Origin of the sequence: Polyangium sp. 15x6 (assembly GCF_029960785.1) — a bacterium.
In the GTDB taxonomy this organism is placed as follows: Bacteria; Myxococcota_A; Polyangia; order Polyangiales; family Polyangiaceae; genus Polyangium.
On the sequence record NZ_JASBQE010000144.1, the window covers coordinates 1 to 23,450 of the forward strand.

Annotated in this window: 28 protein-coding genes; 23 read left to right on the forward strand and 5 right to left on the reverse strand. The window is 67.0% G+C overall.

Going from position 1 to position 23,450, the window contains the following annotated elements; genetic code table 11:
* Nucleotides 1-153 precede the first annotated feature (153 nt).
* Genes QHF83_RS48930 through QHF83_RS48945 form a run of 4 tightly spaced genes read left to right on the forward strand, consistent with a single transcriptional unit; the run spans nucleotide 154 to nucleotide 3,791 of the window.
* A complete protein-coding gene (locus QHF83_RS48930) occupies nucleotides 154-501 on the forward strand; it encodes a hypothetical protein (RefSeq protein WP_282425051.1) in 348 nt (115 codons plus the stop codon).
* Between the two features lie 2 nt (nucleotides 502-503).
* Entirely contained in the window at nucleotides 504-1,046 is a 543-nt protein-coding gene (locus QHF83_RS48935; protein ID WP_282425052.1) for a hypothetical protein, read from the forward strand.
* A complete protein-coding gene (locus QHF83_RS48940) occupies nucleotides 1,021-2,439 on the forward strand; it encodes a terminase family protein (protein ID WP_282425053.1) in 1,419 nt (472 codons plus the stop codon). The genes QHF83_RS48935 and QHF83_RS48940 overlap by 26 nt, the downstream gene beginning before the upstream one ends.
* The gene (locus QHF83_RS48945; protein WP_282425054.1) at nucleotides 2,436-3,791 is read left to right on the forward strand and encodes a DUF935 family protein; all 1,356 of its coding nucleotides are present in this window, start codon (nucleotides 2,436-2,438) and stop codon (nucleotides 3,789-3,791) included. Before QHF83_RS48940 ends, QHF83_RS48945 begins: the two co-directional genes overlap by 4 nt.
* Nucleotides 3,792-3,794: 3 nt before the next feature.
* Here the strand turns inward: QHF83_RS48945 and QHF83_RS48950 are convergent, their stop codons facing one another.
* Entirely contained in the window at nucleotides 3,795-4,892 is a 1,098-nt protein-coding gene (locus QHF83_RS48950; protein ID WP_282425055.1) for a serine/threonine-protein kinase, read from the reverse strand.
* Nucleotides 4,893-5,046: 154 nt separating this feature from the next.
* On the opposite strand from QHF83_RS48950, the gene QHF83_RS48955 reads away from it, so the two are divergent.
* The 18 genes from QHF83_RS48955 (at nucleotide 5,047) to QHF83_RS49040 (ending at nucleotide 20,336) form a co-directional block, all read left to right on the forward strand.
* A complete protein-coding gene (locus tag QHF83_RS48955; RefSeq protein ID WP_282425056.1) occupies nucleotides 5,047-6,099 on the forward strand; it encodes a phage protease in 1,053 nt (350 codons plus the stop codon).
* Between the two features lie 16 nt (nucleotides 6,100-6,115).
* A complete protein-coding gene (locus QHF83_RS48960; RefSeq protein WP_282425057.1) occupies nucleotides 6,116-6,529 on the forward strand; it encodes a hypothetical protein in 414 nt (137 codons plus the stop codon).
* A gap of 18 nt (nucleotides 6,530-6,547) precedes the next feature.
* Complete coding sequence (locus QHF83_RS48965; protein WP_282425058.1) at nucleotides 6,548-7,495, forward strand: Mu-like prophage major head subunit gpT family protein; 948 nt, start codon at nucleotides 6,548-6,550, stop codon at nucleotides 7,493-7,495.
* A gap of 17 nt (nucleotides 7,496-7,512) precedes the next feature.
* Entirely contained in the window at nucleotides 7,513-7,818 is a 306-nt protein-coding gene (locus tag QHF83_RS48970; protein WP_282425059.1) for a hypothetical protein, read from the forward strand.
* Nucleotides 7,815-8,240 (forward strand): phage protein Gp36 family protein, encoded by a 426-nt coding sequence (locus QHF83_RS48975; RefSeq protein WP_282425060.1) that lies wholly within the window; start codon nucleotides 7,815-7,817, stop codon nucleotides 8,238-8,240. The genes QHF83_RS48970 and QHF83_RS48975 overlap by 4 nt, the downstream gene beginning before the upstream one ends.
* Entirely contained in the window at nucleotides 8,237-8,692 is a 456-nt protein-coding gene (locus QHF83_RS48980; RefSeq protein WP_282425061.1) for a hypothetical protein, read from the forward strand. Before QHF83_RS48975 ends, QHF83_RS48980 begins: the two co-directional genes overlap by 4 nt.
* The gene (locus tag QHF83_RS48985) at nucleotides 8,692-9,198 is read left to right on the forward strand and encodes a hypothetical protein (protein WP_282425062.1); all 507 of its coding nucleotides are present in this window, start codon (nucleotides 8,692-8,694) and stop codon (nucleotides 9,196-9,198) included. Before QHF83_RS48980 ends, QHF83_RS48985 begins: the two co-directional genes overlap by 1 nt.
* Nucleotides 9,198-11,243: a DUF2586 family protein gene (locus QHF83_RS48990; RefSeq protein WP_282425063.1), complete on the forward strand. Its 2,046-nt coding sequence runs from the start codon at nucleotides 9,198-9,200 to the stop codon at nucleotides 11,241-11,243. Before QHF83_RS48985 ends, QHF83_RS48990 begins: the two co-directional genes overlap by 1 nt.
* A gap of 13 nt (nucleotides 11,244-11,256) precedes the next feature.
* Nucleotides 11,257-11,703 (forward strand): hypothetical protein, encoded by a 447-nt coding sequence (locus QHF83_RS48995; RefSeq protein ID WP_282425064.1) that lies wholly within the window; start codon nucleotides 11,257-11,259, stop codon nucleotides 11,701-11,703.
* A 6-nt stretch (nucleotides 11,704-11,709) separates the two neighbouring features.
* Nucleotides 11,710-12,399: a hypothetical protein gene (locus QHF83_RS49000; protein ID WP_282425065.1), complete on the forward strand. Its 690-nt coding sequence runs from the start codon at nucleotides 11,710-11,712 to the stop codon at nucleotides 12,397-12,399.
* Nucleotides 12,400-12,547: 148 nt separating this feature from the next.
* On the forward strand, nucleotides 12,548-15,181 hold the full coding sequence (locus QHF83_RS49005; protein WP_282425066.1) for a tape measure protein: 2,634 nt from the start codon (nucleotides 12,548-12,550) through the stop codon (nucleotides 15,179-15,181).
* Nucleotides 15,181-15,768: a hypothetical protein gene (locus tag QHF83_RS49010; protein WP_282425067.1), complete on the forward strand. Its 588-nt coding sequence runs from the start codon at nucleotides 15,181-15,183 to the stop codon at nucleotides 15,766-15,768. The genes QHF83_RS49005 and QHF83_RS49010 overlap by 1 nt, the downstream gene beginning before the upstream one ends.
* Nucleotides 15,765-16,433, forward strand: coding sequence for a hypothetical protein (locus QHF83_RS49015; RefSeq protein ID WP_282425068.1), 669 nt, complete (start codon nucleotides 15,765-15,767; stop codon nucleotides 16,431-16,433). Before QHF83_RS49010 ends, QHF83_RS49015 begins: the two co-directional genes overlap by 4 nt.
* A gap of 35 nt (nucleotides 16,434-16,468) precedes the next feature.
* A complete protein-coding gene (locus tag QHF83_RS49020) occupies nucleotides 16,469-16,969 on the forward strand; it encodes a hypothetical protein (RefSeq protein ID WP_282425069.1) in 501 nt (166 codons plus the stop codon).
* 4 nt (nucleotides 16,970-16,973) lie between these two features.
* Nucleotides 16,974-17,381 carry a hypothetical protein gene (locus tag QHF83_RS49025; RefSeq protein ID WP_282425070.1) on the forward strand — a complete coding sequence of 136 codons (408 nt, stop codon included), beginning with the start codon at nucleotides 16,974-16,976 and terminating at the stop codon, nucleotides 17,379-17,381.
* On the forward strand, nucleotides 17,381-18,526 hold the full coding sequence (locus tag QHF83_RS49030; RefSeq protein WP_282425071.1) for a baseplate J/gp47 family protein: 1,146 nt from the start codon (nucleotides 17,381-17,383) through the stop codon (nucleotides 18,524-18,526). The genes QHF83_RS49025 and QHF83_RS49030 overlap by 1 nt, the downstream gene beginning before the upstream one ends.
* Nucleotides 18,527-18,540: 14 nt before the next feature.
* A complete protein-coding gene (locus tag QHF83_RS49035; protein WP_282425072.1) occupies nucleotides 18,541-19,281 on the forward strand; it encodes a phage tail protein in 741 nt (246 codons plus the stop codon).
* A gap of 11 nt (nucleotides 19,282-19,292) precedes the next feature.
* Nucleotides 19,293-20,336 carry a hypothetical protein gene (locus QHF83_RS49040; RefSeq protein WP_282425073.1) on the forward strand — a complete coding sequence of 348 codons (1,044 nt, stop codon included), beginning with the start codon at nucleotides 19,293-19,295 and terminating at the stop codon, nucleotides 20,334-20,336.
* Nucleotides 20,337-20,388: 52 nt separating this feature from the next.
* Here the strand turns inward: QHF83_RS49040 and QHF83_RS49045 are convergent, their stop codons facing one another.
* Entirely contained in the window at nucleotides 20,389-21,231 is an 843-nt protein-coding gene (locus QHF83_RS49045; protein WP_282425074.1) for a hypothetical protein, read from the reverse strand.
* A 224-nt stretch (nucleotides 21,232-21,455) separates the two neighbouring features.
* Nucleotides 21,456-21,986 carry an HNH endonuclease gene (locus QHF83_RS49050; RefSeq protein WP_282425075.1) on the reverse strand — a complete coding sequence of 177 codons (531 nt, stop codon included), beginning with the start codon at nucleotides 21,984-21,986 and terminating at the stop codon, nucleotides 21,456-21,458.
* 254 nt (nucleotides 21,987-22,240) lie between these two features.
* On the opposite strand from QHF83_RS49050, the gene QHF83_RS49055 reads away from it, so the two are divergent.
* Entirely contained in the window at nucleotides 22,241-22,567 is a 327-nt protein-coding gene (locus QHF83_RS49055; RefSeq protein WP_282425076.1) for a hypothetical protein, read from the forward strand.
* Nucleotides 22,568-22,591: 24 nt separating this feature from the next.
* Here the strand turns inward: QHF83_RS49055 and QHF83_RS49060 are convergent, their stop codons facing one another.
* Both QHF83_RS49060 and QHF83_RS49065 read right to left on the reverse strand, forming a co-directional pair.
* On the reverse strand, nucleotides 22,592-22,846 hold the full coding sequence (locus tag QHF83_RS49060) for a hypothetical protein (protein ID WP_282425077.1): 255 nt from the start codon (nucleotides 22,844-22,846) through the stop codon (nucleotides 22,592-22,594).
* A gap of 31 nt (nucleotides 22,847-22,877) precedes the next feature.
* On the reverse strand, nucleotides 22,878-23,345 hold the full coding sequence (locus tag QHF83_RS49065; RefSeq protein WP_282425078.1) for a hypothetical protein: 468 nt from the start codon (nucleotides 23,343-23,345) through the stop codon (nucleotides 22,878-22,880).
* Between the last annotated feature and the right edge of the window lie 105 nt (nucleotides 23,346-23,450).

Genomic DNA, 23,450 nt, shown 5'->3' on the forward strand with positions numbered 1-23,450 from the left:
CGGTTATTGTGCGGCTGCGACGAACCCGCCGAGCGCACGCCGGCGCGGCGAGCATGCGCGTGCCGCGCACGTGGCGCCTGCCATGGGCGCGGATGGTCGTCCAGACGGTGGTGGGCGAGGACTTACGAAAGGCCGCGGGATTGCGCTCAACCGTTGACCCCCGAGGAGGCCGAGCGCGCCTCCGCCGAAGGACGCCCGGCCCCGAACCCGGATCCGCCTCGGCTCGATGCCGACGTCAAGACCCTCCGCTGGCTCCTCCGCGTCGAGAAACGCCGGCTCAAGGAGGCCGTGCGCATCGAGCGGGAGCGGCGGATCGTCTTCCCCGAAACAAGCGTGATCCTCCGCGACGTGCATCGGCTCCTCGATGCCATCGCCATTCGCGAGGGTCGCCTCTCCTCGCGCACGGCCACGGCGCCCGAACCCGGACGCTTCGAGGGCGGCGGGAGCGGCGGGCCGAGACCTCGGGACGAATTCGACGATTTCCGCGCGCTCCTGGAGTAGCCATGTCCGGTCGCCCCTCGCTGCGTACACCGGAGGTCGAGAAACAGATCCTCGATGCGCTCCGGCTCGGTCAACTGCATCGACCGACCGTCTGCAAGCTCGTGGGCATCTCCCCGCGCACGCTTCGGGCCTGGCGGAATCAGGATCCCGAATTCGATTCGAAGCTCCGGGCCGCGGAGGCGAAGGGGGAGGCGCGGCTCGCGCTCATCGCGACGCAGGGCGCGGAGGAGGATCCTCGCCTCGCGCTCGATTTGCTCCGGGCGCGGTATCCCGAGCGCTGGGGCCGGAAGCACGCGCAGATCGAGGCGCAGGTGAAGCTCGATGGCGAGCGTCCGCCCGGCCTTCCGCGCGCGCTCCGGCCCGCGTGGGATGCCGCGGTCAAGAGCAACTGGAAGGACCGCGCCGCGTGTCGGGAGCTGGAAATCTGGTGGGCGACGGGGCAGACGGAACGGCCGGCGCAAATCGAGGCGCTGCGGCAGCTCCTCGGCGAGCTCGAGGCCGAAGCGGGAGGCAAAGACGATGGGCCCAAAGGGGGCGCTACCTGATACGCGGGCCGGCGTCTGGATGGTGGCGCAGCGGGCGCGGATCGCTGCGTCGCCTTCCGATGGCCTGGCGGAGTTCGTTCCGGCGATAACGCCGGGGTATTCGCGGCCCGATCATCTCGCCCCCCTGGTCGAGCTGCTCGAGCGCGCGCGCCGCGAGCCTGTCCGCGCGGTGGTCCACGCGCCTCCGCGGCACGGGAAGACGGATACCGTGCTCCATGCGATTGCGTGGTATCTTCGGAAGGATCCGGACCTCGCGATTGCGTACGCCACGTACGGGATCGAGCTGGCCAACAGCAAGAGCCGCGACGCGCGAGGCATTGCCCGAGCGGCGGGCGTCGTGCTCGATGCGGGGGCGAAGGGCGTCGGCGAGTGGCGCACGCGCGAGGGTGGGCGGGCGGTGTTTACTGCGCTGAATGGCTCGCTGACGGGCAAGGGGTTCCGCGTCCTCTTCGTAGACGACCCTTTCAAGAACCGAATCCAGGCCGAAAGCCCGACGTACCGCGCGCGGATCTGGGACCTCTGGCAGGGCTCGACGATCAACCGCGTCGAGCCGGGCGGGAGCGCGATCGTCCTTGCCACGCGGTGGCATCCCGAGGACCTCTCCGGACGGCTGATCTCCCAGGGCTGGCAATACCTCCGCCTCCCGGCGCTCTCCGAAGACGGGCGCGCGCTCTGGCCTGAGCGCTGGCCCGCCGAGGAGCTGCAACAACGGCGGCGCGAGGTCGGGGAGTACACGTGGGCCTCGCTTTATCAAGGCGTCCCGAGGCCGCGGGGCGGCGCCGTGTTCAACGCGGAGCCGGCCCTCTACACGCCCGAGGCCCTCGGCGAGGTGCGGGAGTATCGCGACGGGATCGGCGTAGATTTCGCGTATACCGCGCGGAAGCATGCGGATTACTCGTCGGCGGTGGTCATGCGCTCGCACGAACCCGAGCGGGGGCGGCGCGTGTACTACGTCCTCGACTGCCTGCGGAAGCAGGTTCTCGCTCCCGAGTTCGCGGCCGAGGGCGCGCGGCTGCAACGGACGCACGGGGGATGCAAGGCGATGGGCTACGTCACGGTGTTTGAAAAGATGATCGTTCCCTTCATGTCGGATCGAGGCTTCACGGTCGAGGCGCGCCGCGTGAAGGCGGACAAGTTCACGCGGGCGCAACCGTACGCGGCATCCTGGAACGACGGGCGCGTGCTCCTCCCCGAGGACGTGGGCCCAGATTCGTGGGTGAATGTCTTCCTGGCGGAGCATCTCCGCTTCACGGGGCAGGACGACGACGAGGACGACCAGGTCGACGCCGGCGCGGCCGCGCACGATCTGCTTTCCTCGCCCGCGGGGCGGATCGCGGGCTCGTTCTCCGCGGCGAACAAGCGGCCGGTAAAGCTGACGAGGTATACCCGATGAATCGCGCCCCTCGCGTTCGGTATGCGCAGCACATTTTCGCGCCGTTGATGGGCTGGGATAACGAGCGCGTGCGGCAGGCGCTCGAACGGCATGAAGCGGGGGATTTCCGCGAGTCGGCGGACCTCGCCGAAGCGCTCTTGACGGACGAGCGCCTGGATGGCGCTCTCCAGCAACGGATCGACGGGCTGCTTGCGCTGCCGCTCTCGTTCGAGGTCTCCACCGAGACGGGCGACGCGGCGGCGGCCGAGCTCGCGCAACGAAAGGCGGCCGAAGTCTGGTGGCGCTTCTGTCCGGAGCCCGTTCTGCGGGACGTGCTGAAGTGGCTGATCATGCTCGGCGTCGCGGTCGTGCAACTGAATTGGACCGAGGAGCGGGGGCAATGGCTGCCGCTGCTCGAGGTCTGGCATCCGCGCGATCTGTGGTTCGATGGGCACGAGATCACCTACAAGGTCGGAACTCCGACGGCGCAGATCGGCCTCGCTGCGGACCCGTACAAGTGGGCCGTTTTCGCTTCGGGAAGCCAAACCCCCTGGATGAATGGCGCCGTTCGGCGGGTGGCCATGTACTACCTCGCGAAACAACAGATGTTCACGGATTGGGCGCATTACTCCGAGGTCTACGGGCATCCCACGCGGGTCGGGAAGTATCCCGCGGCCCTCGATGAGAGCGACGAGACGGCGCGGGAGCGGGACGCGTACCAGGACGCGCTCGTGAACGCAGGCAAGTCGCCCGTGATCATGCTTCCGGTGGACATCGACAGCGAGGGGAAGGCGGCGGCGGGCTGGGGTTACGAGCTCGTTCAAGCGGACGGCGCGAGCGCGGTCGAGGTCTTCGAGCGCGGGATCCGGTACTGCGACAGCGCGGCGGCGATGGCGATCCTCCGGCAGACGCTCACCATGGAGCCGGCGCCGATCGGGTCGCATGCGCTCGGGAAGGTGCACAACGCGGTACGGCACGAGGGGAAGCGCGCGGATACCGAGGGGCTCGCGACCACGGGGCACTTCGAGGTGCTGCGGCCGTGGGCGCTGTTCAACTTCGGGGACGAGCGGCTCGCGCCCTGGCCGAAGTGGGACACGCGGACGCCTGAGGAGCGGGAGGCTCAAGCCGAGGCCGAGGTGCTCGAGGCGCGGCGGCGGGCGGACGTGGCGAAGGCGGAGGCGGAAGCGCGGCGCGCGGTCGCGGAGGCGAAGAAGGCAGAGGCGGCCGCGGAGGCGGAGGCGGCGAGGCTCCGGGCCGAGGTGCTGGGGAGGTTCGCGGAGGCGGTGACGGTGCTCGAGGGGGGGAAGATGGCGGGGAAGGTCGATCTAGAGGAGTTGGCGCGGGGATCTGGAGTGCCGCTGCGCAAGGACTAGCCATTACGGGATTGCCTCAACGGCTGACAACATTTCCCTGGCTGATTGATACCGGTCCTCCATCCGCCGCAATCCTAGCAGGACGGCTTCGACACAGGCCGGATGAATCCCCGAAACCATCTCCAACTGCTTCTTTATGTCCGTTCCTGCTGGGGCCCGGTTCGTGAGAGTCGTGAACCAGATGGCAGCAACAGAGTAAAGGTCAGATCGCTGATCGATAAGCTTTGGTTGGGTGACAAGCTCTGGTGCCGTCCAGTGTCCCCCGACCACAGACTCGCCCGTTCTTGTAAGTCTAGAAACGAGGTCGTGCTCGATGAATAGCCCGAGTCCGAAATCGACGATGCGCGCTCGGTCACCAGGTGCGACCATGATGTTTGATGGGTTCAGATCCCTATGAACTACACCAGCGTCCTCATGCGCATGCACAAGCCCCTCAAGGATCTTGCGCACAAGTAGAGTCGCCTTGGCCGGGGTCGACGCACCATGCCGGCGCAGCCTGGTATTCAGATTCATGCCGTCGAATAGTTCCATTTTTATAAATGGCCGTTTACCGTACAATCCAACATCATACACGCGGATGATGTTCGGGTGATGCAGCGCAAATAGTACGCGTGCCTCTCGAAAGAATCTGTCCATGTGTACTGGCGAACCGTCGTCAAATGCCGGTGCCAGTAGCTTGACGGCAAAATCTATGCCCAACAGCCTATGCCTGGCGCGGTACACGGTGCCGAAGCCCCCCTGACCGATTTGGTCTCCTAGCTCAAATTGATCGCTAGCGATGACATCGATTTCTTCTAAAGCATTTAGCAACGGATTTAGCTGCGCCGCGAGATATCGGCGCCGCTCCGCATAAGAGCCGTACTCACCCTTGATAAATTGCCAGAAGTCGCTGGTGGAGCGACAATCCCTCAGGAATTGAGGAACGTACTTGGCGATACCAGGAACACCGAGAACAGTTTTCCGGATCGCGACATACCTAGCATCCACCATTCCGCCGCCAGTCGCCTCCCTGATAAGCCCCTCCTTGAGTTCTTCGACCATGTTCAGAAGGTCCTGGCGCTCTGCGGGTAGGGCGGGGAGGTTCATGCTGTTCTCGGTCATGGTCGGAGGCAGCTCCTTCGATGCGGGACGTGGATGCCGCCGTCGGTAGCGTAGCACACCCGAAACTCGGGTGGCAACCGGCGCCAATGCGCCACAAAAGAACCATGTTGGGCTGATTTCTCGCAATGGTTGGCGTCTCCTTGACTGCGTAACCATGCCCCGCACGGCCCGCGCTTCCCTCCGCCTCGTCGACCTCTCCGGTGATCCCCCCGGCGAGGTACTCCTCTTCCGCGCGGGCGTGAATAAGTCCTACAAGGGCCTCCTTCTCTTCGATGAGGAAGCGGCGCGCCGCGTGCTCGCCGACTTCGAGGCGCACGGCGCCGAGCTCTTCTTCGACTACGACCATGCATCCCTCTACGGCTTCTCGAAGGGCGCGGGCGAGGCGGCGGCGTGGTTCCGGCCCGAGGTCCGCGAGGGCACACTCTGGGCCGTCGATGTCCGCTGGACCGAGGAGGCCGCGGAGAAGGTTCGGGCGCGGAAGTATCGCTACATCTCGCCCGCGGTCGATTACGAGCTCGATAGCAACCGGATCACGCGGCTGATCAACGTCGCGCTGACGAACCTGCCCGCTTCGCACGGGCTTCCGCCGCTGATGGCGGCTTCGCAGGGAGCAAAAGGCATGCTGGAAGGTGCGCTCGCGCATATCGCCTCGACACTCGGGCTCGATCCCGACACGGCGACCGAGGACGACGTGATCAAGGCATTTGACGATCACATGGCCGACGAGGGCGGCGACGAGGGGGACGATGCGCTGAAGGACAGCGACGCGGCGGAGGCCCTCGCACAAATTCGCACGCTCACCGGTAAGGCGACGACGCGCGAGGCGCTCGCGGCGGCGGCCGAGGAGCTGCAAGCGGCACGCGCGGCGGCCGTGGGGGAGGAGATCCGGGGGCTCGTGGAGCGAGGTGTCGCGGCGAAGCTCATTCCCGAGGCGGGGCGCGCGGCGTTCATCAAGCTGGGCCGAAAGGACCTCGACGCGCTGCGGGAGCTCGTCGGGAGCTCGGGCGAGGAAGGCGAGCGGGACAAGCCGAAAGGGGATCCGAAGGGCGATCCACCGAAGAACCCCGCGGCGAAGCCTTCGCCTCCGGCGACGCGGTATCAGCAAGCGTCCCTGGCGGCGCGTACGCGTCGGAATGGCGAGTTTGATCTCCAGGTGGCGAAAACGCTGCGAATCGATCCCGCCGCGATGGACGAGGGCGACGATTGAAGGAGGGGGCTGAGCGATGGTTCGCGACGTGAAGCGATACGGGATCGGCGTCTGCGTCGAGAGGCTCGCGCCCGGCATGAAGGCCGGGGCGGTGATCGAGGAAGGCAATATCGTCTGCGTGGATGCGTCGGGCTACGCGCTTGAGGCGACCGAGGCGGCGGATCTCCGGCCCGTCGGGCGGGCCTGCGAGACGAAGGACAACAGCGCGGGCCAGGACGGCGCCGAGCGGATCAACTGCGAGCCGGGGACGTTCCTCCTCCAGAATTCGAGCGGGGCCGACGCGGTCACCATGGCCGATTTCCTGAAGGACGTGTTTTTCGTGAACGGGGGCCGCGTCGCGAGGACGAGCGGCGGGGGGAAACGCTCGGTGGCGGGGAAGATGATGGGGCTCGACGGGGGCCGCGTGGCGGTCTCCATCGGTCCGCGGTGACGCAAGGAAGGGCGTTCGATGATCATCACGCGTTCGAGCCTGCGGGCGATGTTCAAGGGCTTCCAAGTCCTCTTCAAGAGCGGGATGGGCATGGCGGAGCCCTGGGGCTCGAAGGTCGCCCGCACGCTCCCGAGCACGGGCGAGGAAGAGACCTACTCCTGGCTGACCGCGATCCCGGGCCTCCGTCATTGGGTCGGCCCTCGCGTGGTCGAAAACCTACGATCGCGAAGCTTCACGATCAAAAATAAGCCCTTCGAGAAGACCCTTGGCGTCGAGCGGGAGAAAATCGAAGACGACAAATACGGGATGTATGGCGACTATGCGAGCCTGCTCGGGCAGCAAGCCGCGAAGCATCCCGACGACTGCATTGCGCCGATCCTCCTCTACGGGGAGCAGACGAGCTACCTCGATCCTCTCGTCGGGCCGGTCTCCCTCGTCGTCTACGATGGCCAGCCGGTCTTTTCCGAGGTGCATCCGGTCGATCAAGACGATCCCGATTCGCCCGTCCAGGCCAATTATTACCCCTCGGGGATGGCTCTGACTCCGGAGAATTACGAGCTCGTCCGCGCGAACATGCGCTCGCTCGTCGACGTGAACGGCCGGCGGATCGGGATCAAGCCGGATACCCTGATCGTGAGCCCGCAGAAGGAAGGCGCGGCGAAGCGGATCGTCGAGGCCGAGACGATCGCCCGCGGCGGCGCGCAAGAGGACAACATCAATCAGGGGACGGCCGAGGTGCTCGTGATCGATGAGCTGAGCGATTCCCCCGGGGTTTGGTTTCTCGCCATGCTCAAGAATCAGTTGATGCGGCCGATCATCTGGCAGGAACGGCAGAAGCCGCGGTTTCAGGCGCTCATGAACGGGAGCGAATACGCGTTCGTCAATAACCAATATCTCGCGGGAGTCGACTGCCGGGGCAACGCTGCGCCGGCCGTCTGGCAGAGCATCGCGAAGTGTCGCCCGTAGGGCCGGAGGGAAGGACGATGATCATCGTTACGTGTGTTCCGCCTCCCGGATATGACTCCTACCGCTGCGGGTGGCGCGAGGAGGAGCGCGACGGGAAGAAGGTCCGGATCGGGCTCTGCTGGAAGGCCGGGGCGACCGAGCTGCCGGATGATGCGTTGACGCGCGAGCAAATCGAAATGCTGAAGCGTGATCCGGGCAAGCGGATCACGGTGCGGGAGCTGCCAGGCGTCGAGCATGGGCGCGAGGCGCGCGGGAAGGCGTCGGGGAAGGAGCCGACCGAGGCGAAGGGCAAGGCGCCGAAGGAGGGCGGCGAGGAGCCGTGAACGCGTACGCCACGCTCGCGCAACTGTACGCGCTCGGCGTCAACAAGGAGGCGCTGGCTCGCGTACCCGTCCCGGATCAACTCGAAGGGCTCGAGGCGGCTTCGCGGAAGGTCGACACGTACCTTGCGGATCTCAACCCGCCGCTTGCGGTCTTCACGGGGGCGATCGTCGAGGCAACGGCGGCGATCGCGGCCTACATGCTCATGTCCGCCTCTGGGTTCGATCCCGAGCACGACGATTCAAAGAACCTACGGCAAAGGTACCTCGACCAGATCCACTGGCTCGAAGGGCTCGACGGCGGGAAAAAGCTCCCGGGCGTGGTGGGGCAATCGGGCACGGGTGGGAAGCGGCTCGGCCCGCGGGTGCGCGCGGCGGAGCTGCGCGGCTGGGAACGGGGATGGCGAGGAGGGCGGCGGCCATGAAGCTGTCACGGGTCGCGGGGCGTGGGCTGCTCGAAATGGCGAAGGGGCTTCGAGGTCTATCGAATGGCTCCCATCAAACGGAGCTGCAGAAGACCCTCGGGAAGGAGGCCATCGAACTCGTGCGCGATGGCATCGAGTCCGGGCGCTCGCCCGATGGGGACGCCTGGCCGAAGCGCGCGGCGGATGGCGCGCTCGCGCTGCAACCCCTCGCGGCACACGTCGAGTATCGTCCGCTCCCGCCGAACCCTTTCGAGTGCGCCGTCGAGGTGCGGGTGAATCACTGGACCGCAAATTTCGCGCAACGGGGGACGCTCCAGCATGGGGTCGTCCATAATCCCGAACGGCCGCTCGTTCCCGATGGGCAACCCCCTCCGGGGTGGATTACACGCATCCGCGCGAGCGCCGGTGTCGCGTTTTCCGCCGCGGTGCGGCGCGCGGTCAAGGGGGAGTGATGGGCGGCTGGGATGAAACGAGCCTCGGGCGGTTCGCCAAGGAGCTGCATGAGAAAATGAACGTGCAGGGCCTCGAGCTCGCGATCGGGAAGGACGAGGGGCGTGCGCTCGCCTCGCCCGCGCGGCTGATCGTCTCGGTGCCTGAACACGAGGACCTCGAACCTCCGGCGCAGCAAGGCGGCGCGGGGAAACACGTCTGCGAGGATCGTGTGATTGAAGCGACGTTCACGGTCTGGGGGAGCTCGCCCGCGGAGGCCGAAGGCGTTTACCTCCGCCTCCTGCAATCGGTGCGTGAGCTCGGGGTAAGCCGGCGAGCGCGCGGTTATGGGCGCGTGCAGTGGATCGCGGGCGCGGGGCGCGCAGGTTCGGCGGGGGTCAAGGTGGTCGTTCCGATGTCGATCCGCCTACCCGTGGTGGATGTCGATCTGCGGCATGCGCTGATCCTGAAAGCCTCGGCCGAGGGGGAGACGGCTGCGCCCGATGGTTCGAAACGCGAGGGGTTCTGATGCCAAGCGCCGAAATCAACTTCACCGAATATGGGCCGGCGGGCGAGCCGGCATCCGCTGCGCGGGTGGTCGCGAAAGTGGGCGTCTGCTCGGCCGGCTCGAAGAATACCGTTTATGCCTTTGATGTCCCCTCCCCCGTCGCGAAAGTGCTCGGCGAGGGACCACTCGCGGAAGCCACGGCGCAAGCGGTCCGCGTCTCGAAGCAACGCACGCTCGCGGTTCCGATCGAGGCGAGCATTCCGGGCGCGCTCGGGCCGCTCACGCAATCCGGGCCAGGGCCGGCGCTCCTGCTCTCGGGTGCTCCTATGGATGCAGCGGCCGTGCGTGTGCGCATTACAAAGAGCGGGCCGCAAGGCGTTGGGCGATTTCGCGTGTCCATCTCGGGGACGGCGGCGGGGGCGCACGTGGTTCCGCGGTTCGGGACCGAGCTCGTGATTCCCTCGCGGAAGGCGGCGGAGGTGACCGGGACGCGGGATCTGACCCGGCTCACGTATGCAAAACCTGCCCTCATCCGCGGCGACAAGGACCTCGGGGCCTCGGGCCTGTACGGGCCGGGGGGCTTGCTCGATGCGAAGGGCATCGAGGCGAAGATCAACGGCGCCGAGGTGTCGTGTGTGCTCGAAGCGCCGAAGAACGGCGCCGCGCTGCTCGCGCAGTTGTCGAACGCTTTCGCCGCGAGCGTGTTCTCGCTCGACGTGGCCGCGCGGCTCGTGTGGACCTCGAAGGCCATCGGGAAGGCGGCGACGATCGAGCTCCTCGGCGGCTCCGCGCTCGGCGCGCTCGGCCTGGTGGTCGGGCTGAAGCAAGGCGAGGCGGGGGACCTCGACGGGGCGACGCTCGATTTGCAGGAAGACACGAGCGAGGCTCAAACCGTCGAGTTCAAGGATCCGCCCGCCGATCTCGCAGCGGTCGTCTCGGCATTCGGGAAGGTCAACAACGTCGCGGCGTCGCTTGTGGCTCCGGCTTCCAAGCTGCGGCTTGCGAGCAAGACGCTCGGCGAGGGTTCTTCCCTGGCAATCCTCGGCGGGAGCGCGCTCGAGCTGCTCGGCCTTCCGAAGGCGGCCGCGAAGGGCCGTGAGGCGGATCATAGGATCCCGGGCGTCGGCGTGACGATCCAGTTTCCTGCGGCGGCATTCATCAAGGATACCGAGTACGCGTTCGCTTGCAACGCGCCGGGCTTTTCGATCGAGGCCGTGATCGAGGCGATCGACAAGCTCGTCCACGTGAAGGCGGATTTCCGAATCCTGCATGTCGTCGGCGAGCTCGCGGACGCAGCGGAAACAAGGGCGCTCGCGGAGGCCCTCGACACGAAGATCGCCGAGCTCGAAGCGCTCAAGCGGCCGATCGTCGCGATCCTCGGCGCGCCCCTCGGCGAGATGGACGAAGCGCTCGCGGAAGCTTTCGAGGGCTTCGTTTCGCGGCGCGTGTGCGTGTGCGCTCGCGGCGCGTGGCTTCGCGGCGGGACGCTGCCGGGGGCGTTCTTGCGGTCGCAGTCGTGGGCGGCCGCGTACAAGGCGGCGGCGGTGCGGTTCTCGTCGGACCTCGGCAACCACGACGATGGGCCGCTCAAGGAGGTCGACGCGCTTCCCGTGGACGAGGGGCTTGCGACGGTGAAACTACGGGCGGCGCGGTTCACGGTCATGGATACGAGCGGGGGAAACGTGTACTTCGCCCGCGGTCTCACGATGGCGGACGAGCGCAGTCGCTATCGGGATCTCAACGTGACTCGCGTCATGATCGAGGCCTACCTCGCGGCGCAGCCGATCCTCGATAACGAAATCAACAACGATCCGCCTCTGAACGAGGATGGCACGCTCGAAACGAATACCGCGGGGGCCATCGATCGAGCGGTCACGAATGCATTGACAAGCGCGCTGATGCCTGACCACGCGAGCGCGGTCCGGGCGCGCGTCATCCGCACGGACAACGTCTTCGAGACGAACTTCCTTCGGGCGACGATGACCGTGGTCCCTCGCGGGCAAATCTACGGGGTCTCGGCCGAGCTCGGGCCGGGTCTCTTGACGGACAACGAGGAGGGCGGCTGACATGGGGCATACCGTGACGACTCCGCGCGGGGAATTCGCCCATGATGATCTGACGATCACGGCGATCCTCCACAACGGCAAGCGGCACACGTTCACCACGTGTTCCTCGATCACCTATGGAAATGGCCTGTCCTCCAGTACGGTCGGCGGCACGCAACCGGGACCGAAGGCGCACGGGGGCCGGAAGGCTGAGCCGAAGTGCGAAATGGAGATTTCGCGCGGCGAGGAGGACGAGCTACGCGGGAAGCAGGGGGACGGCTGGATCTATCGGACGGTGGATCTGCAAATCGTTTACTCGCTCCCGGGCCGGCCGGACATCATCGATCGCGTGGAAACGTGGCTGCCGCTCGGGGATGAAACGTCGTCGCAGACCGGGGATCCATCCATGACGAAGCTCGAAGGGAATTGCCTCAAGGTGATCAAGAACGGGATCGATCCTTTCAAGAAACCGAGGAGCTGAAGGACCATGCGCAAACTGACGGAAGAGGTGCGAGCAGAGCTCCGGCGGACGCACGGCGGGGATCTGCGGCTGATCGAGGTCGAGGATCGCGAGGGTGCGGCCGTCGTGGTGAAGCCTCCGACGCGGAAGGCGTGGGCGGCAGCGTTCGATGGGCTCTCGAAGCCTGCCGGGCGCCCGGATGCGCTCCACAACCTGTTGATCGATTGCGTGGCGTGGCCGGATGCGGCGACGCTCTCGACAGTGCTCGAGGAAGTTCCGGCGCTCTCTGAACTCGCCTGGCCTGTCCTGGCGGAGCTCGCCGGGGCGCCCGAGGACGAGCTGCAAACGATCCCGCTCGGGAAGCTCGGAGCCGATGACTGGATCACGCTCGCGGCTGCGGGCCTGGCGGAGGCGAGGTGCGCCGAGCTCGCGGCCGAAGCGCGCGGGGCCTCTCAACGCGTGGCGCTGCGGATGGCGACGGGCCTGTGGCTCCTGAAGTGCCCGAGCTCCTCGCAATACACGGCGGCTCGACGGCTGACCGCACAGGGCAAGGTCTTCGAGGGGCTCTATCGGCTCTCGCTCAACGCGATCGAATGGCCGACGAGTGAAGCGGTGGCGGCTGTTTTCGAGCGCGCGCCGGGGCTCGCGAGTGCCGTCGGCGAGGTGGTGATGGATCTGGCCGGCGCGGGGGCAAAGCTTCGCGTGGGGGGGATCTGAGCCTGCTGCGACAGGCGCGAACCGATCCGGGCCTGGTCGCGGACGGGCTCCTCGAACTGTGCGGCGCCGATCCGGACTCCGAGCCGGCGCGCGCCGCGGCGCTCATGATTGCGGCTTTTCTTCAGTCGAACATCAAGTGGTCTGATCCATGACGGTCTCGGAAAAGGTCGCTCTGCGCGAAGATGTGGCGCGGCCCGCGGCAAAGGCGGCGCAGGGCGTGGAACGCCTCGCGGGCGCGCTCGGCGAGCTCGGGGCCGTCAATGTTGACGCGGGAGCGGCGGAGAAGATCGAACGCACGGCAAAGGCTGCTGCGGCCGCGCAGGATCGCGCGACCGAGGCAGCGAAGCGGGCGGCGGCGGTCCGGGAAGCGGCGACGAAGACCGAGGGGAAGGCGCGAGAGGCAGCCGAACGCGTGGCGAATGCGACGCGCGAGGCGGAGGACAAGGCGGCCGCGACGGCGAAGCAAGCTGCGGCGCTGCGGGAACAGTCGAACAAGGCGGCGGAAAAGGCGGCGGAGGCCGCTGCGCGGGCGGCGCGGCTGCGGGAGACGGGGGTCACGGCAGACAAGGCGGATCAAGAGGCCGCGCGGGCTGCGGCGAAAGCGGCACGCCTGCGGGCGAGCGCGGAGCGGGCCGAGGAGGCGGCGCGGAAGCGGTCGGCGTCGGCGGCGCAGGCGCAAACCACCGCGGAGCGGCAAGCGGAACGCCTCGGCGAGAAAGCCGCAAAGCAGCGAGCGGCTGCGGAGCGAGCGGAGGCGACGGCGAAGAAGCGCGCGGATTCCGCGGAGCGCGCGCAATCCGCCGCGAGCAAGGCGAGGAGCAAGGCCGAGGAGGCCAGCGCGAAGCGCGCGGCGAAGGCCAAGAAAGATGCTGACAAGGCGGCGGCGCGGGAGGCCAAGAAGCTTCCTCCGGGGATGAGCAAGACGGAGAAGCGCTTGCTGGATTCGATTCAGAAGTTCAACCCGGCGCAGGAACGGCGCGAGGCCACGCTGGAAAGGCAACTGCGCAAGATGAAGGAGGGGGCGCGCGTCGGCGTTGATGAGCCTGCCAACGATGGTTTCGGTGGCGGATGGGAGACCTTCAAGCGCGGCGCGAAAGCGGCGGCGCTCGCTGAGATTGCATCGGAGGTCGCCTCGGCGGGGGCGCGGGCGGCGTTTGATCTGGGGTCGGCGGCCGTGGATGCGGCGGCGTTTCGGGAGGACGCGACGCGGGCGCTCGGGGTGCTGTTGAAAAGCAAGAGCGCGGCGGATGGGGCACTGCGGATTGCCACGCAAACGGCCGATATCATTGGGCAGGGTCGTCGGGAGACCCTCGGCCAATTCGTGGATCTGCTCGGAAAGGGATTCAACACAACGCAGGTCGATCGTATCGTCCGCTCGATCGCCGACCTCGGCACGGTCAACCCGAGCGCGAACGTTGATGGCATCGTCCGCGCGATGGGGAAGATCAAGGCCCAGGGGTATCTGCAAGGGGACGAGCTCGCCATGCTCACCGAGGCCGGGCTCGCGGCGGACAAGGTGTACGGAAAGCTCGCCGAAAGACTCGGGAAGAGCCTCGAAGAAGTGAAACGGATGCAAGGTGCTGGAAAGCTCGGGGCGGCCGATACCATCGAGGCGATCCTTGCGGCGATCAACGAGCTGTCGGGCGGACGGGCGGCGGGGCTCGCGGCGCGTGCGAAGTCTCTCGAAGATATTACGGGGCTTCTTGGGCGGCTCCGAGCTATCCCCGGGAATCTGCTCATGGACCTCGACGTGACCCCGGGAATGCGGTCCTTCAAGGCGTTCGTGGGGGGCGTGCTCGATAGCCTCGATCCCTCGGGGCCGCGCTGGGGAAGGATCACGGGCGCGCTCGGGCGCGTGATCAACTCCGCGTTCGGCGGGCTCTTCGAGGAGCAGGATCCCGGGAAGTTCATTGATCGCGTGGTGGCGAAGATGGAGCAAGCCGAGCCGATCATCTCGGCGGCCGTCTCGGGGTTCCGGACCGGGTTCGGCGGTGTGCTCGGCATCTTCGAGAAACTCGATTCGCTCAGCGCGGGCCCGTTCGGCGAGCTGGCGAAGGTGCTCGGGATCGAAAAGGTGCCGTGGATCGAGCTTGTTGCCAAGGGCGTGGGGCTCATCGCGGGCGTGGTTGGTGTAGCGCTCGGGTTAATCGGGATTGCCGCGGGGAAGTGGGCCTCGTTCGCCGGCGCTATCTACGCGGGGATTTTTGGCATTTATGGCGCGCTCGTCACGGTCTACGAGATGATCGAAGGCGTACTCACTGGCGAGGGGCTCTACGGGGCGGGGCAATCTGCCGCGATTTCGCTCGTCGATGGATTCGTCCGTAGTATCCGCGCGGGCGCGCTTGCGGTCGCGTCAGCGGTGAAGGCGATGGCCGGCGGAGCCATCTCCACGGCGAAGAGTACGCTCGGCATCGCGAGCCCCTCGCGCGTCTTCGAGGGGATCGGCTGGAACATGGCCAGCGGCGCCGAGGTGGGCATCACGGGCGGCGCAGGGCGTGTGGTCCGCGCGGCGGAGGCGATGGCGTTCGCAGCGACGCGGGCGGCGAACGACAACATCGTGGGCCCCTCGAAGGCGGCCGGCGTCGGCGGGGCAGGGATCGCCTCGGTTGCTGGTGTCCAGGCCGGGCGCTCGGCCCTGTATGACGGTGAGCGCGTGGTGATGCATTTCGAGGCAGGCGCGATCCAGATCGTCGTCCAGGGTAGCGCGACCGAGCGCGACGGGGAGGCCGTCGCGCGCGGGCTCTGGGCCGAGCTCCAACGTCTCGCCGAGGAGGCTGCCTGATGCCGATTCCTGCGCCGAGCGATAACCCGGACGTCTGGGATACCGTGACCCTCGGGCCGGGCGACCTTCCGCCGAACCCTCGCGAAGGGACGGCGACGCTCAAGGTCCAGCCGAAAGCAAAGCTCGATACGAAACGGAAGGGCGGCGCGCAGAAGCCGACCACGACGAACGCAGCACGCGAGCTCGCCGAGGTGACGATCACGGTCCGTTTCACCGAGGCCCTATGGCCCGACATGGAGGCGGCGGTCGAGCGGCTGCAACCGGGCAGCGGGCCGCACAAGATCGGGCATCCGAAATGCCGCCTCGCGAAGATCAACGCGGTCTCCATCGAGTCTTACGAGGGGCCCGATTGGGACGAGTTCCAAGTCGGCACGATCGTTTGGCATTGCAAGGAATGGGCGCCTCCGCCTCCGCCCGAGGTCGCGGCGAAGAAGCCGGATGCCGTGCAAACGCCAAGCACGGCGGTTCCGTACGAAAACAAGCCATGGCATGAGGTAAAGCCGGGGAGCACGGTCGCGCACAAGGGCGTCGGGACGCTCTTCGCGACTGCGGCGGCGAAAGCCGTGGCGGGAGCGAACCGGCCATGAGCCTCGTTCAGATCGGCGCGCTCGAAGTGATCTCGCTCCGGCTCTCAATGCCGCTCGCGGGGGCCTGGACGGCGGAGGTCGAGGTCGACACGGCCGAAGCCCTCGCGGGCTCGGTCGTGATCGCTGTGGGCGTCGAAGATGCCGCGCCGGTCGAGTTCTCCGGAACCGTGCTCGAAAGCCGGGCCTTCGAGGGGCGCGCGCGGGCCTTCATCGTCGGCGGGCGCGGAGGGCTGCGGCGCGAGCTCCCTCCGAAGCAATACCAACTGGCTCCGCCTCGGCTCGTCGTCTCCGCGATCCTCCGCGAGGCCGGCGAGGAGGCGGGCGAACTCGAAGGGCTCGACGGGCTGCCGCTCCTCGCGCGGTGGGTTCGGGCGCGTGCGCGGGCCGCGGAGGCCCTCAACGTGGTTTGTCGACGGGCGGGCGTCTCGTGGCGGGTTCGGCGGAATGGTACAATTCGCGTGGACCGCGAGGCTTGGCTCCCCTACCCCGGCCGCCCGTTCTGCGTCTCGGAGGACGGCGCGCATGCGCGGGCGGTGTACGCGCAGGAGGCTCCGGGCATCGAGCCGGGGATGCTGCTCGATGGGCGGCGCGTCGGGCGCGTGGTTCACCGGGTCGACGATGCGGGCGCCTTCCGAACCGAGGTCCTCTTCGAGGAAGGACAATGAGTGCTGAACGCGAGAGGGGGATCCTACGACGGATCGTGGCGCAAGCGCTCCCGGTTCCGCTGCAATACCTCGCGAGCCATGATGCAACGGTCGTGGCGCAAGGGGCCGATGGGACGCTCGATCTGCGCCTCGACAGCGCGGACATGCCTGGTTTGTCGGGCGTCCCGATATGGCTCGGTCTGCCGGGGATCCGGGTCGAGGTGGCGAAGGGCGCGCGCGTGAAGGTCGGTTTTTCCGAGGGGGATCCGGCCAAGCCCTTCGCGGGGCTGTGGGAGACGGATGCGGCCATGCTCCGGATCGTCCTCGGCGGCGGATCGAAGGCCGTTGCTCGGGTCGACGATTCCACGGATTCAGGAACACTCGTCCTTCGGACCGTGACAGAGCCGGCGTCTCTCTGCACAATCGAATGGAAGCCGCCCGGCTCGGCCGTTGCGATCGTCCTCGGGACTCTCGGCGTTCAGGTCTCCGGCCCGTCGGTCGTAGAGATCCCGATCCATGGGAAGATCACGAGCGGGCTCGCTTCGCTGCTGGGATAGGCCAATGGCGATCGACTACGGCGACGATATGAGCACGTTCGGCCCGGATGGGTCGATCGATATCGATTTCGAGGCGGTCGTGGAAGGGCCGCGCGTCGTCCTCGAGGCCGTGGCCCGTCGATGGCTCATGAGCTCGGGCGCGCTCCCGTGGTCGCCCGCGGAAGGCGTCAACGTCCTTCGCATGATCAACGCGGACCCCTCACCGACGAACCTTTATCGCCTCGGCGAGCTCCTCGAAGGCGAGGCGCTGCAGGAGCCAGGCGTCGTCGGGGCCTCGGTGCGCGCGGAGCTGCGGGGCGGCGTGCTCTTCATCGTCGGGCGGCTCGACCTGGTCGAGGGGAGCTACCTCCTCACGGTCGAGACGGGCGAGGCGCGGCGCGTCCTGTTCCGATCGCTCGGGGAGGCTGCGTGATGGGCGCGCCGTCGCTCGCGGCGCTGCTCCGGGCTCGCCGGAAGGACGTCATCTTCGAGGACCTGCTCGAAAAGGCCCACGGGCTCGGGCTGCGCGCGCGTGGCTGGGACTCGAAGCGGATCGGGCGCGTGCTCCTCGAAATCGAGGCGCAAACGGTCGAGGCGTGGGAGGCGACGAGGATCGCGATCACGCGGGGCGGGTACCTCGGCGACGACGAAAACGGGCCGTTCGGCGCGTGGCTCGATCTCGTCGCGCTCGGGTGGTTCCAAGAGCTGCGGCGCGAGGCCATTCCGACCGAGGGGCGGATGGTCTTGACCGAGTTTGCCGACGACTCGCTGCACGTCATTCAACCGGGCGAGCTCGCGGCGGTGTTCGGGCCTGAGCTCGCCGATCCGCTCCGGTACGTGAACATCGACGGCGGGACGTTGCCGAAAGGCGGAAGCCTCGCGCTCACGTTTCGCGCGGAAGCGCCCGGCGCGCGGTACAACGTCCCCCCGTCGACCATTTCGTTCCTGAATACACCTCTCCAAGGGGTTCGCATCTCCAATCCGGCGGATCCAGTCACGGGCACGTGGATCACGCGGGCCGGCGCGGACGAAGAGAGCGATCCGAGCCTCCGCGCGAAGTGCCGAGACAAGTGGGGTTCCCTCGGGGCCGGTGGGAACCTCGCGGCGGTCCGGTACCGGATCCGCAAGGCGGCAGAGCTCTTCGGGCTCTCCGTCTCGCGGTTTTGCGTCCGCGATGATAACCCGAACGGGCCGGGGAGCGTCGATGTCTACCTTGCCAATCCGGCCGGGCCGGCGTCGGCCTCCGAGGTGAAAGCCGTTCGCGGATACCTCGCGGGGCTAAAGGCTGTGGGGACCGGGCCGCTGCGGTGCTTCTCGGCGACGCTGCTCGAGGTGTCGATCGTCGCAGGCCTGCGAAACCCGACGAACCCGCACGCGGTCACGGAAGCGATCGGGCGGCTCGTCGCCCTCCAGTCCGATTACCCCCTCGGCGAGATCCTCTACCGCGCGCGGCTGATCGAAGAGCTCGTCGATGTCTCCAGCGGGACAGTGGACGTCCGGCTCGTGTCGCCTGCACGTGATGTCCTCCCGAAGGCCACGGACGCGATCGTCTTCGTCCCTCAACTCACGCTCCTTTGACGAACCGAGGACCCATGGCGGACGAGTTTCGCGAGCTCCAGCGTGGCAACATCCCCGACGGGGGACAGTGGACCGATGCGGAATGGCTCCGCGGCCCGAACGCGCAAGCCTTCCTGGCACTGCTCGGCGAGACGAAGGACGCCTCGCTGGACGAGCTCCGGGCGGCCGTCAAAGCGCGCTGGCCAGGGCTCGGGCCACCCGATGCGCTGCGCTGGCAGGGCCAGGGCTTCGATATTGAACGGTTCGAGGGGGAGACGGACGAAGCCTACCTGGCTCGGCTGGAACGGGCGTGGGAGACGCATCAAAGGGCGGGCACGGCGGGAGCGATCGAGGAAAGCCTGCGGGCCTTCGGGACCCCGGATGTGCTCGTGATCGAGGACTGGCAAGGGCGCTTCGCGGAAGGGTCTTGGTATTCGCGGTTTTGGGTTGTGCTCGGTCCGGACTTCGGGACGCTCGGGATCGAGCCGCTGCGAATGCCGTTCCTTTTGGGCGAGCCGACGCTCGGGAGCTCGGCGACCGTGGACCAGGTCCGCGCCATCAAGCGGCAGATCCTCAAGTGGAAGGATGCGCACGGCTACCCCGTCCATGTGATCCTTCGCTTCCGGGACGCTCCGATCCTCGGCCTCGGGCTCGAGCTCGGATTCAAGCTCGGCGGTTCGGAAGGGAGCGGCGTCGCATTCTGGCCGATCGGTGCTGGGAATATGCTCGGGGAAATGTCGATGCCGTTCCGGCTCGGCAGCGGTTACGACATTTGACGGAGGCGGTCATGGCTTACGATTTCATGGGTTCACTCGTCTTCCATGCCTTCGTTCGCATGCTGAACGATGGAGAGCTCGTCAATCATGAATCCCTCTACCGCCTCGGGCTGGTCCGCCTCGCGGATCGAACGGCGTACCTCCTCGATGCGATCAGCCGTGCGCGCGCCATGCTGGCCGGCGTGGCCAACGGAACGCGTGCAACGCTCCTCGGCTCGAAGCGGCTGTCCACGTTCACGCAATATGACGCGGAGACGAACCCTACCGGCGAGCTCGGTCCGGGCGGGTTGCTCGACGGGAAAACGCTGCTCCTCGGCGAGGACTCCGGGCCCGCCGAGGTGGTCCAATTCGCGGCCCCATTGACGCCAGCGGACATCGTGCAGCAGATCAAGGCGGGCGCACCCAAGAACAAGGACGCGAGCCTCGATGACGAATCCCGGCTTGTGCTCACCTCGAAGACGTTGGGCGCGAGCTCCTCGCTCTCGGCGAGCGGAACGGCGGCGGCGGTCCTCGGGCTCCCGAGCGGGACGGCGACGGGGACGGGGGCGATCGATGATGGCGCGTCGCGGGTTGGCTTCTTCGAGCATGGGGCGATCCCGACGGGAACCGTCCGCTCGGCGTTGGTCGGGCTGATCCAAGCGGTGGACAAGCTCGGGAAGACGAAAGCGGCGCTCGCTGGGGACACGTTCACGGGGCCGGTCACGTTCGCTGGGCCGGTCACGTTCAAGTCAGGGACGCAGGATACGATCTTCGCGAAGGCCCCCGATGCCGACGCGGTCCTCGACCCGAGCGTAGCAAACGTCTTCTTCCTGCCGATGTTGAACGCGCATCGAAAGTACACGCTCGCGGAGCCCACGGGGGGCGCGCGGCGGATCCGGGTCCTGCGCCTCTGGACTTCAGGCTTCAGTGCGACGTTTAACCGGCAGGATAGCGGGATGGTCGGTTTTCCGCCAAACGGCCAAGCCTGGGCGGAGTTCACGCATTTTGACGATGGGACCGGGGCGCGGTGGCGGCCTACGGCTTGGGGCGGGAGCGTGTCTCAGGTGATTTGGTAGGCACTCGGCGGATTCGGCTCACGCGCCAAAGGCATGCCTCTGCGCGGTAATGCTACAAGCAGTTGGGCTCGTAGTTCCAGCGCTGACCGTGATCGAAGATGTCCCCGCTGGCCTGAGTGGTGGCGTGGGTATACGTTCGCCACCAGTCGCCGGGGCCAGCCGACCAAACCCAGTTGATCCATCCCCCAGCGCTGATGGTAAATGTCCAGGCAATGGCCTCCGGGAACGCGAAGCCGCACGCTCCCAAGGGGTTGTGGTCGGTGTAAGTGAGCTGGTCGCTCACGGTGCCTTCTTGGACGCAGAGGCCGACTTTGTAGGAGCTCGCGCGTCCGGAGTTCCAAATCGTGTCACCCGAGCGGTTGAAGAAGCACTTGTGGCTGTCGTAGGGCGCCGGCTCATCGCAGTACGCCTCGTCGAACAGAACGTCGCTGGTGCACTGTTCTGGCGTCGTGAGCGACGCGCCCATCGTCTCGACCAGCCACCCTTGCATGCGGTCGCGCGGCATTGCGGAAGTGGCTGATGTCAGCGGTTGCCGAGTGAGGCCCTCCGGAACCGGCGTGCCCGGCTCGCTGACGGCCCAGAAGATCTCCTGGGGGCTGGCGTCGCGTAGCTCGGGGCGCTGCGTGACCGAGGGACCGTTGTTGACGTTTCCGACCTCGAGCACCGCGGTTCCCTCCTTGGGGGCGCTGTAAAACCGCAATTCGTTGCCATTCCTCAGCTTCAGCACCGACACGGGCGTCGCCGCCTCACTTTCCATCAGAGGCAAGGGGGCGGCTTCTTCGGCAGGCACCTCGCCCACCTCGCCCATATCGGCCACGCAGCCGAGCGCGAAGACGCAGCCAAGAGCAGCCATGGAACCCATCATGCCAGTGGTCATCGCACGTCGTGTGTTCATCTGAATCCCTTATCCTTCCACGTAGGCGAGCTTTTTTTTCGTGCTCGCGTCGCGGTGGCGGACACAGCAACCCCCATACCAACTGGATTCTCGAAGATAGTGGGGCGGTTGTCACGGTTGCATCACACGTCAGCGTTTCATTGCCGTAACAGTGTCATTTCCCCGTTACACCCGTGCCCTGGTAAGCCGCCCGTGAGTTCATCGCCCATCTCATACGAGAGCCTTCATAGCGGCGTGACCCAAAGCCGGAGCTGGCTCGGCGCGGGGTACTTCTGCGGAACTCGCGCAAGGTCGATCGGGAGCTGGGGCGCCTCCTCGGGGGAATGCTCGAGGGCTCCCAGCGGCGCGCATAGCTGGAACGCGAGTTTCAGGTAGCGGCGAAGGAGGAGCAGGGGCGGAAACTCCCCCCGTCCTTCAAGCCACGCGAGCGCATCACGAGCGCCCTTCGCGCTGTTGCACGAGCGGCAAGCCCAGACGAGGTTATCGCCCGCGTCGGGTCCGCCTCGGCTGGTGGCGACCAAGTGATCGACGGTCAGGTTCTCGCGAACTCCGCAGTAGCAGCACGCGATCGGTAGAACGAGCTTCAAGCGCTCGTCATCGGCGAGCGGTCCGATGCTCATGGTGCCGTCGCGGAGCCCAGCGTTGACCTTGGACCGGATCGCGTAGTGGCGCGGCGCGTAGCTGGTCGCCCCCTGAACGAGCGCGGCGTGCGCCATGGCGAGGTTCGCATAGGACCAACGGAGCAGATCAGCCACGGTTCGTCGGGACGCGTTGGGCTCAGGCGGAGGCATCGGATCCCGGGTTGATTGCGATTCGGCGCGGGCGTCAAGGGAAATTTCACGCTCCCCACGAAGCACGAAGGCAACGGAGCCGGCGAGCCCCAGATCCCGGGACAGGCTGGCGCATCGGACGGTATATGTCCGATCGGGGGATTGCCGTATGGTCGTTCGAGCCCGTAGGATCCCCCTCGGTCGCCCGTTGGAAGCGAGGAGGCATGAGGGAAAAAGGCTTGACTTCGGAAAGAAACCCCTCGGAAGGCGAGGACGCACGCCTTGCCGCGGTGGGTCTTTCGGCTCCCAGCGCGGAAGACCTTACGAATTACACGCCGGATGGCATTCGTCGGGCGACGCTCGCGGACCTCCTCGTCCGCGGCCTGGCGCGGGGGGACGAGCATCCGATCGAGGGCGTCGTGGCGACGGTCGCGGACGAACTCGAAGCGATGGCGATGATGATGACGGATGGGAATCCAGCGCTCGGCACGATGCTCGGCGGCTGGGCGAACCGTCTGCGGGTCGGAGCTGAGCTGGTGCGGCGGTATCGGGAGGCTGCGACGTAGCGGCGGGACCGGGAGAGCAGCGGGTTATTCCTTCCCGCTGCTCTCCCGGGTCGCTTGCAAGACTTCGACGGTGATATTGAAGGCGAGCTTGTGGAGCGTTTCCACTGCGTGGCGCGTCTCCTCGGGCGTCATCGCGTACCCCTGGAACATGGGGCGGCCTTCGCGCTTCTCGGGAGGTAGGCTCTCCGCGTTGATGTAGATTCGGCCGTCCGTGCCGATGGCAAGCTCGGTCGGCAAGTCCGCGTCGCTCTGCGTGTCCGTGGTGCTGGGGTCTGCCATGGTTTGGCTCTCTCCTTTATGAGGGCGAGAATTACAGGTCTCGAAGGAGCTCGGCGTGCGTGATCCGGCCTCGAACGGGATCCGAAATTCCCCCGGCGACGACGGCCACATCGACGGTTTCCAAGGAACGGAGCGCGATAGTCCCTTCGCCCTCGAGCTGCTCGAGGGCGCGGTTGAGGTCGGTCCGACGGAGATCGGGCAGGCGGGCCCGGATCCACGCAATCGGCACAGGGTCCCCATTTTTGGCGCACATGCGGGACAGGGCGAAGTAGACGAACCAGGTAAGGCGCTCCTGGGTGGGATCCTGCTGGATCTCCTGCACCAGCGCCGCCACCTGAGCGGCCGCGCGCACGTACGCGGGGGAGAGTCGAAAGAGGTTATGGAGGAGGTGCTCGCCGAGGTCGTCCGGAAGGAGGGCTCCCCGACGAAGTGGCCGAGGCGGCGGGAGGAAGGTCCGCAGCGGTGGCGGATCGAGCCGTACCCGTCCGGCAACCCCCATCCTTCCGCTCCTGCGCTCTTCCGTGCAGTTCTCGTCGTCGAAGGAGGTTCGTCATGGCTACGAGGACGACGAGGACCGAGCGCCGGTGGCGGCGCGTCGTGGACG

Coding starts and splice junctions, on each gene's coding strand:
- QHF83_RS48960 (WP_282425057.1), top strand. CDS start 6,116: ATGGTTCGCGACGTGAAGCGATACGGGATCGGCGTCTGCGTCGAGAGG.
- QHF83_RS49015 (WP_282425068.1), top strand. CDS start 15,765: ATGAGCCTCGTTCAGATCGGCGCGCTCGAAGTGATCTCGCTCCGGCTC.
- QHF83_RS48985 (WP_282425062.1), top strand. CDS start 8,692: ATGGGCGGCTGGGATGAAACGAGCCTCGGGCGGTTCGCCAAGGAGCTG.
- QHF83_RS48990 (WP_282425063.1), top strand. CDS start 9,198: ATGCCAAGCGCCGAAATCAACTTCACCGAATATGGGCCGGCGGGCGAG.
- QHF83_RS48945 (WP_282425054.1), top strand. CDS start 2,436: ATGAATCGCGCCCCTCGCGTTCGGTATGCGCAGCACATTTTCGCGCCG.
- QHF83_RS49010 (WP_282425067.1), top strand. CDS start 15,181: ATGCCGATTCCTGCGCCGAGCGATAACCCGGACGTCTGGGATACCGTG.
- QHF83_RS49025 (WP_282425070.1), top strand. CDS start 16,974: ATGGCGATCGACTACGGCGACGATATGAGCACGTTCGGCCCGGATGGG.
- QHF83_RS48940 (WP_282425053.1), top strand. CDS start 1,021: ATGGGCCCAAAGGGGGCGCTACCTGATACGCGGGCCGGCGTCTGGATG.
- QHF83_RS49005 (WP_282425066.1), top strand. CDS start 12,548: ATGACGGTCTCGGAAAAGGTCGCTCTGCGCGAAGATGTGGCGCGGCCC.
- QHF83_RS48970 (WP_282425059.1), top strand. CDS start 7,513: ATGATCATCGTTACGTGTGTTCCGCCTCCCGGATATGACTCCTACCGC.
- QHF83_RS48980 (WP_282425061.1), top strand. CDS start 8,237: ATGAAGCTGTCACGGGTCGCGGGGCGTGGGCTGCTCGAAATGGCGAAG.
- QHF83_RS48965 (WP_282425058.1), top strand. CDS start 6,548: ATGATCATCACGCGTTCGAGCCTGCGGGCGATGTTCAAGGGCTTCCAA.
- QHF83_RS49040 (WP_282425073.1), top strand. CDS start 19,293: ATGGCTTACGATTTCATGGGTTCACTCGTCTTCCATGCCTTCGTTCGC.
- QHF83_RS49065 (WP_282425078.1), bottom strand. CDS start 23,345: ATGGGGGTTGCCGGACGGGTACGGCTCGATCCGCCACCGCTGCGGACC.
- QHF83_RS48935 (WP_282425052.1), top strand. CDS start 504: ATGTCCGGTCGCCCCTCGCTGCGTACACCGGAGGTCGAGAAACAGATC.
- QHF83_RS49000 (WP_282425065.1), top strand. CDS start 11,710: ATGCGCAAACTGACGGAAGAGGTGCGAGCAGAGCTCCGGCGGACGCAC.
- QHF83_RS49035 (WP_282425072.1), top strand. CDS start 18,541: ATGGCGGACGAGTTTCGCGAGCTCCAGCGTGGCAACATCCCCGACGGG.
- QHF83_RS48955 (WP_282425056.1), top strand. CDS start 5,047: ATGCCCCGCACGGCCCGCGCTTCCCTCCGCCTCGTCGACCTCTCCGGT.
- QHF83_RS49060 (WP_282425077.1), bottom strand. CDS start 22,846: ATGGCAGACCCCAGCACCACGGACACGCAGAGCGACGCGGACTTGCCG.
- QHF83_RS49030 (WP_282425071.1), top strand. CDS start 17,381: ATGGGCGCGCCGTCGCTCGCGGCGCTGCTCCGGGCTCGCCGGAAGGAC.
- QHF83_RS48950 (WP_282425055.1), bottom strand. CDS start 4,892: ATGACCGAGAACAGCATGAACCTCCCCGCCCTACCCGCAGAGCGCCAG.
- QHF83_RS49045 (WP_282425074.1), bottom strand. CDS start 21,231: ATGAACACACGACGTGCGATGACCACTGGCATGATGGGTTCCATGGCT.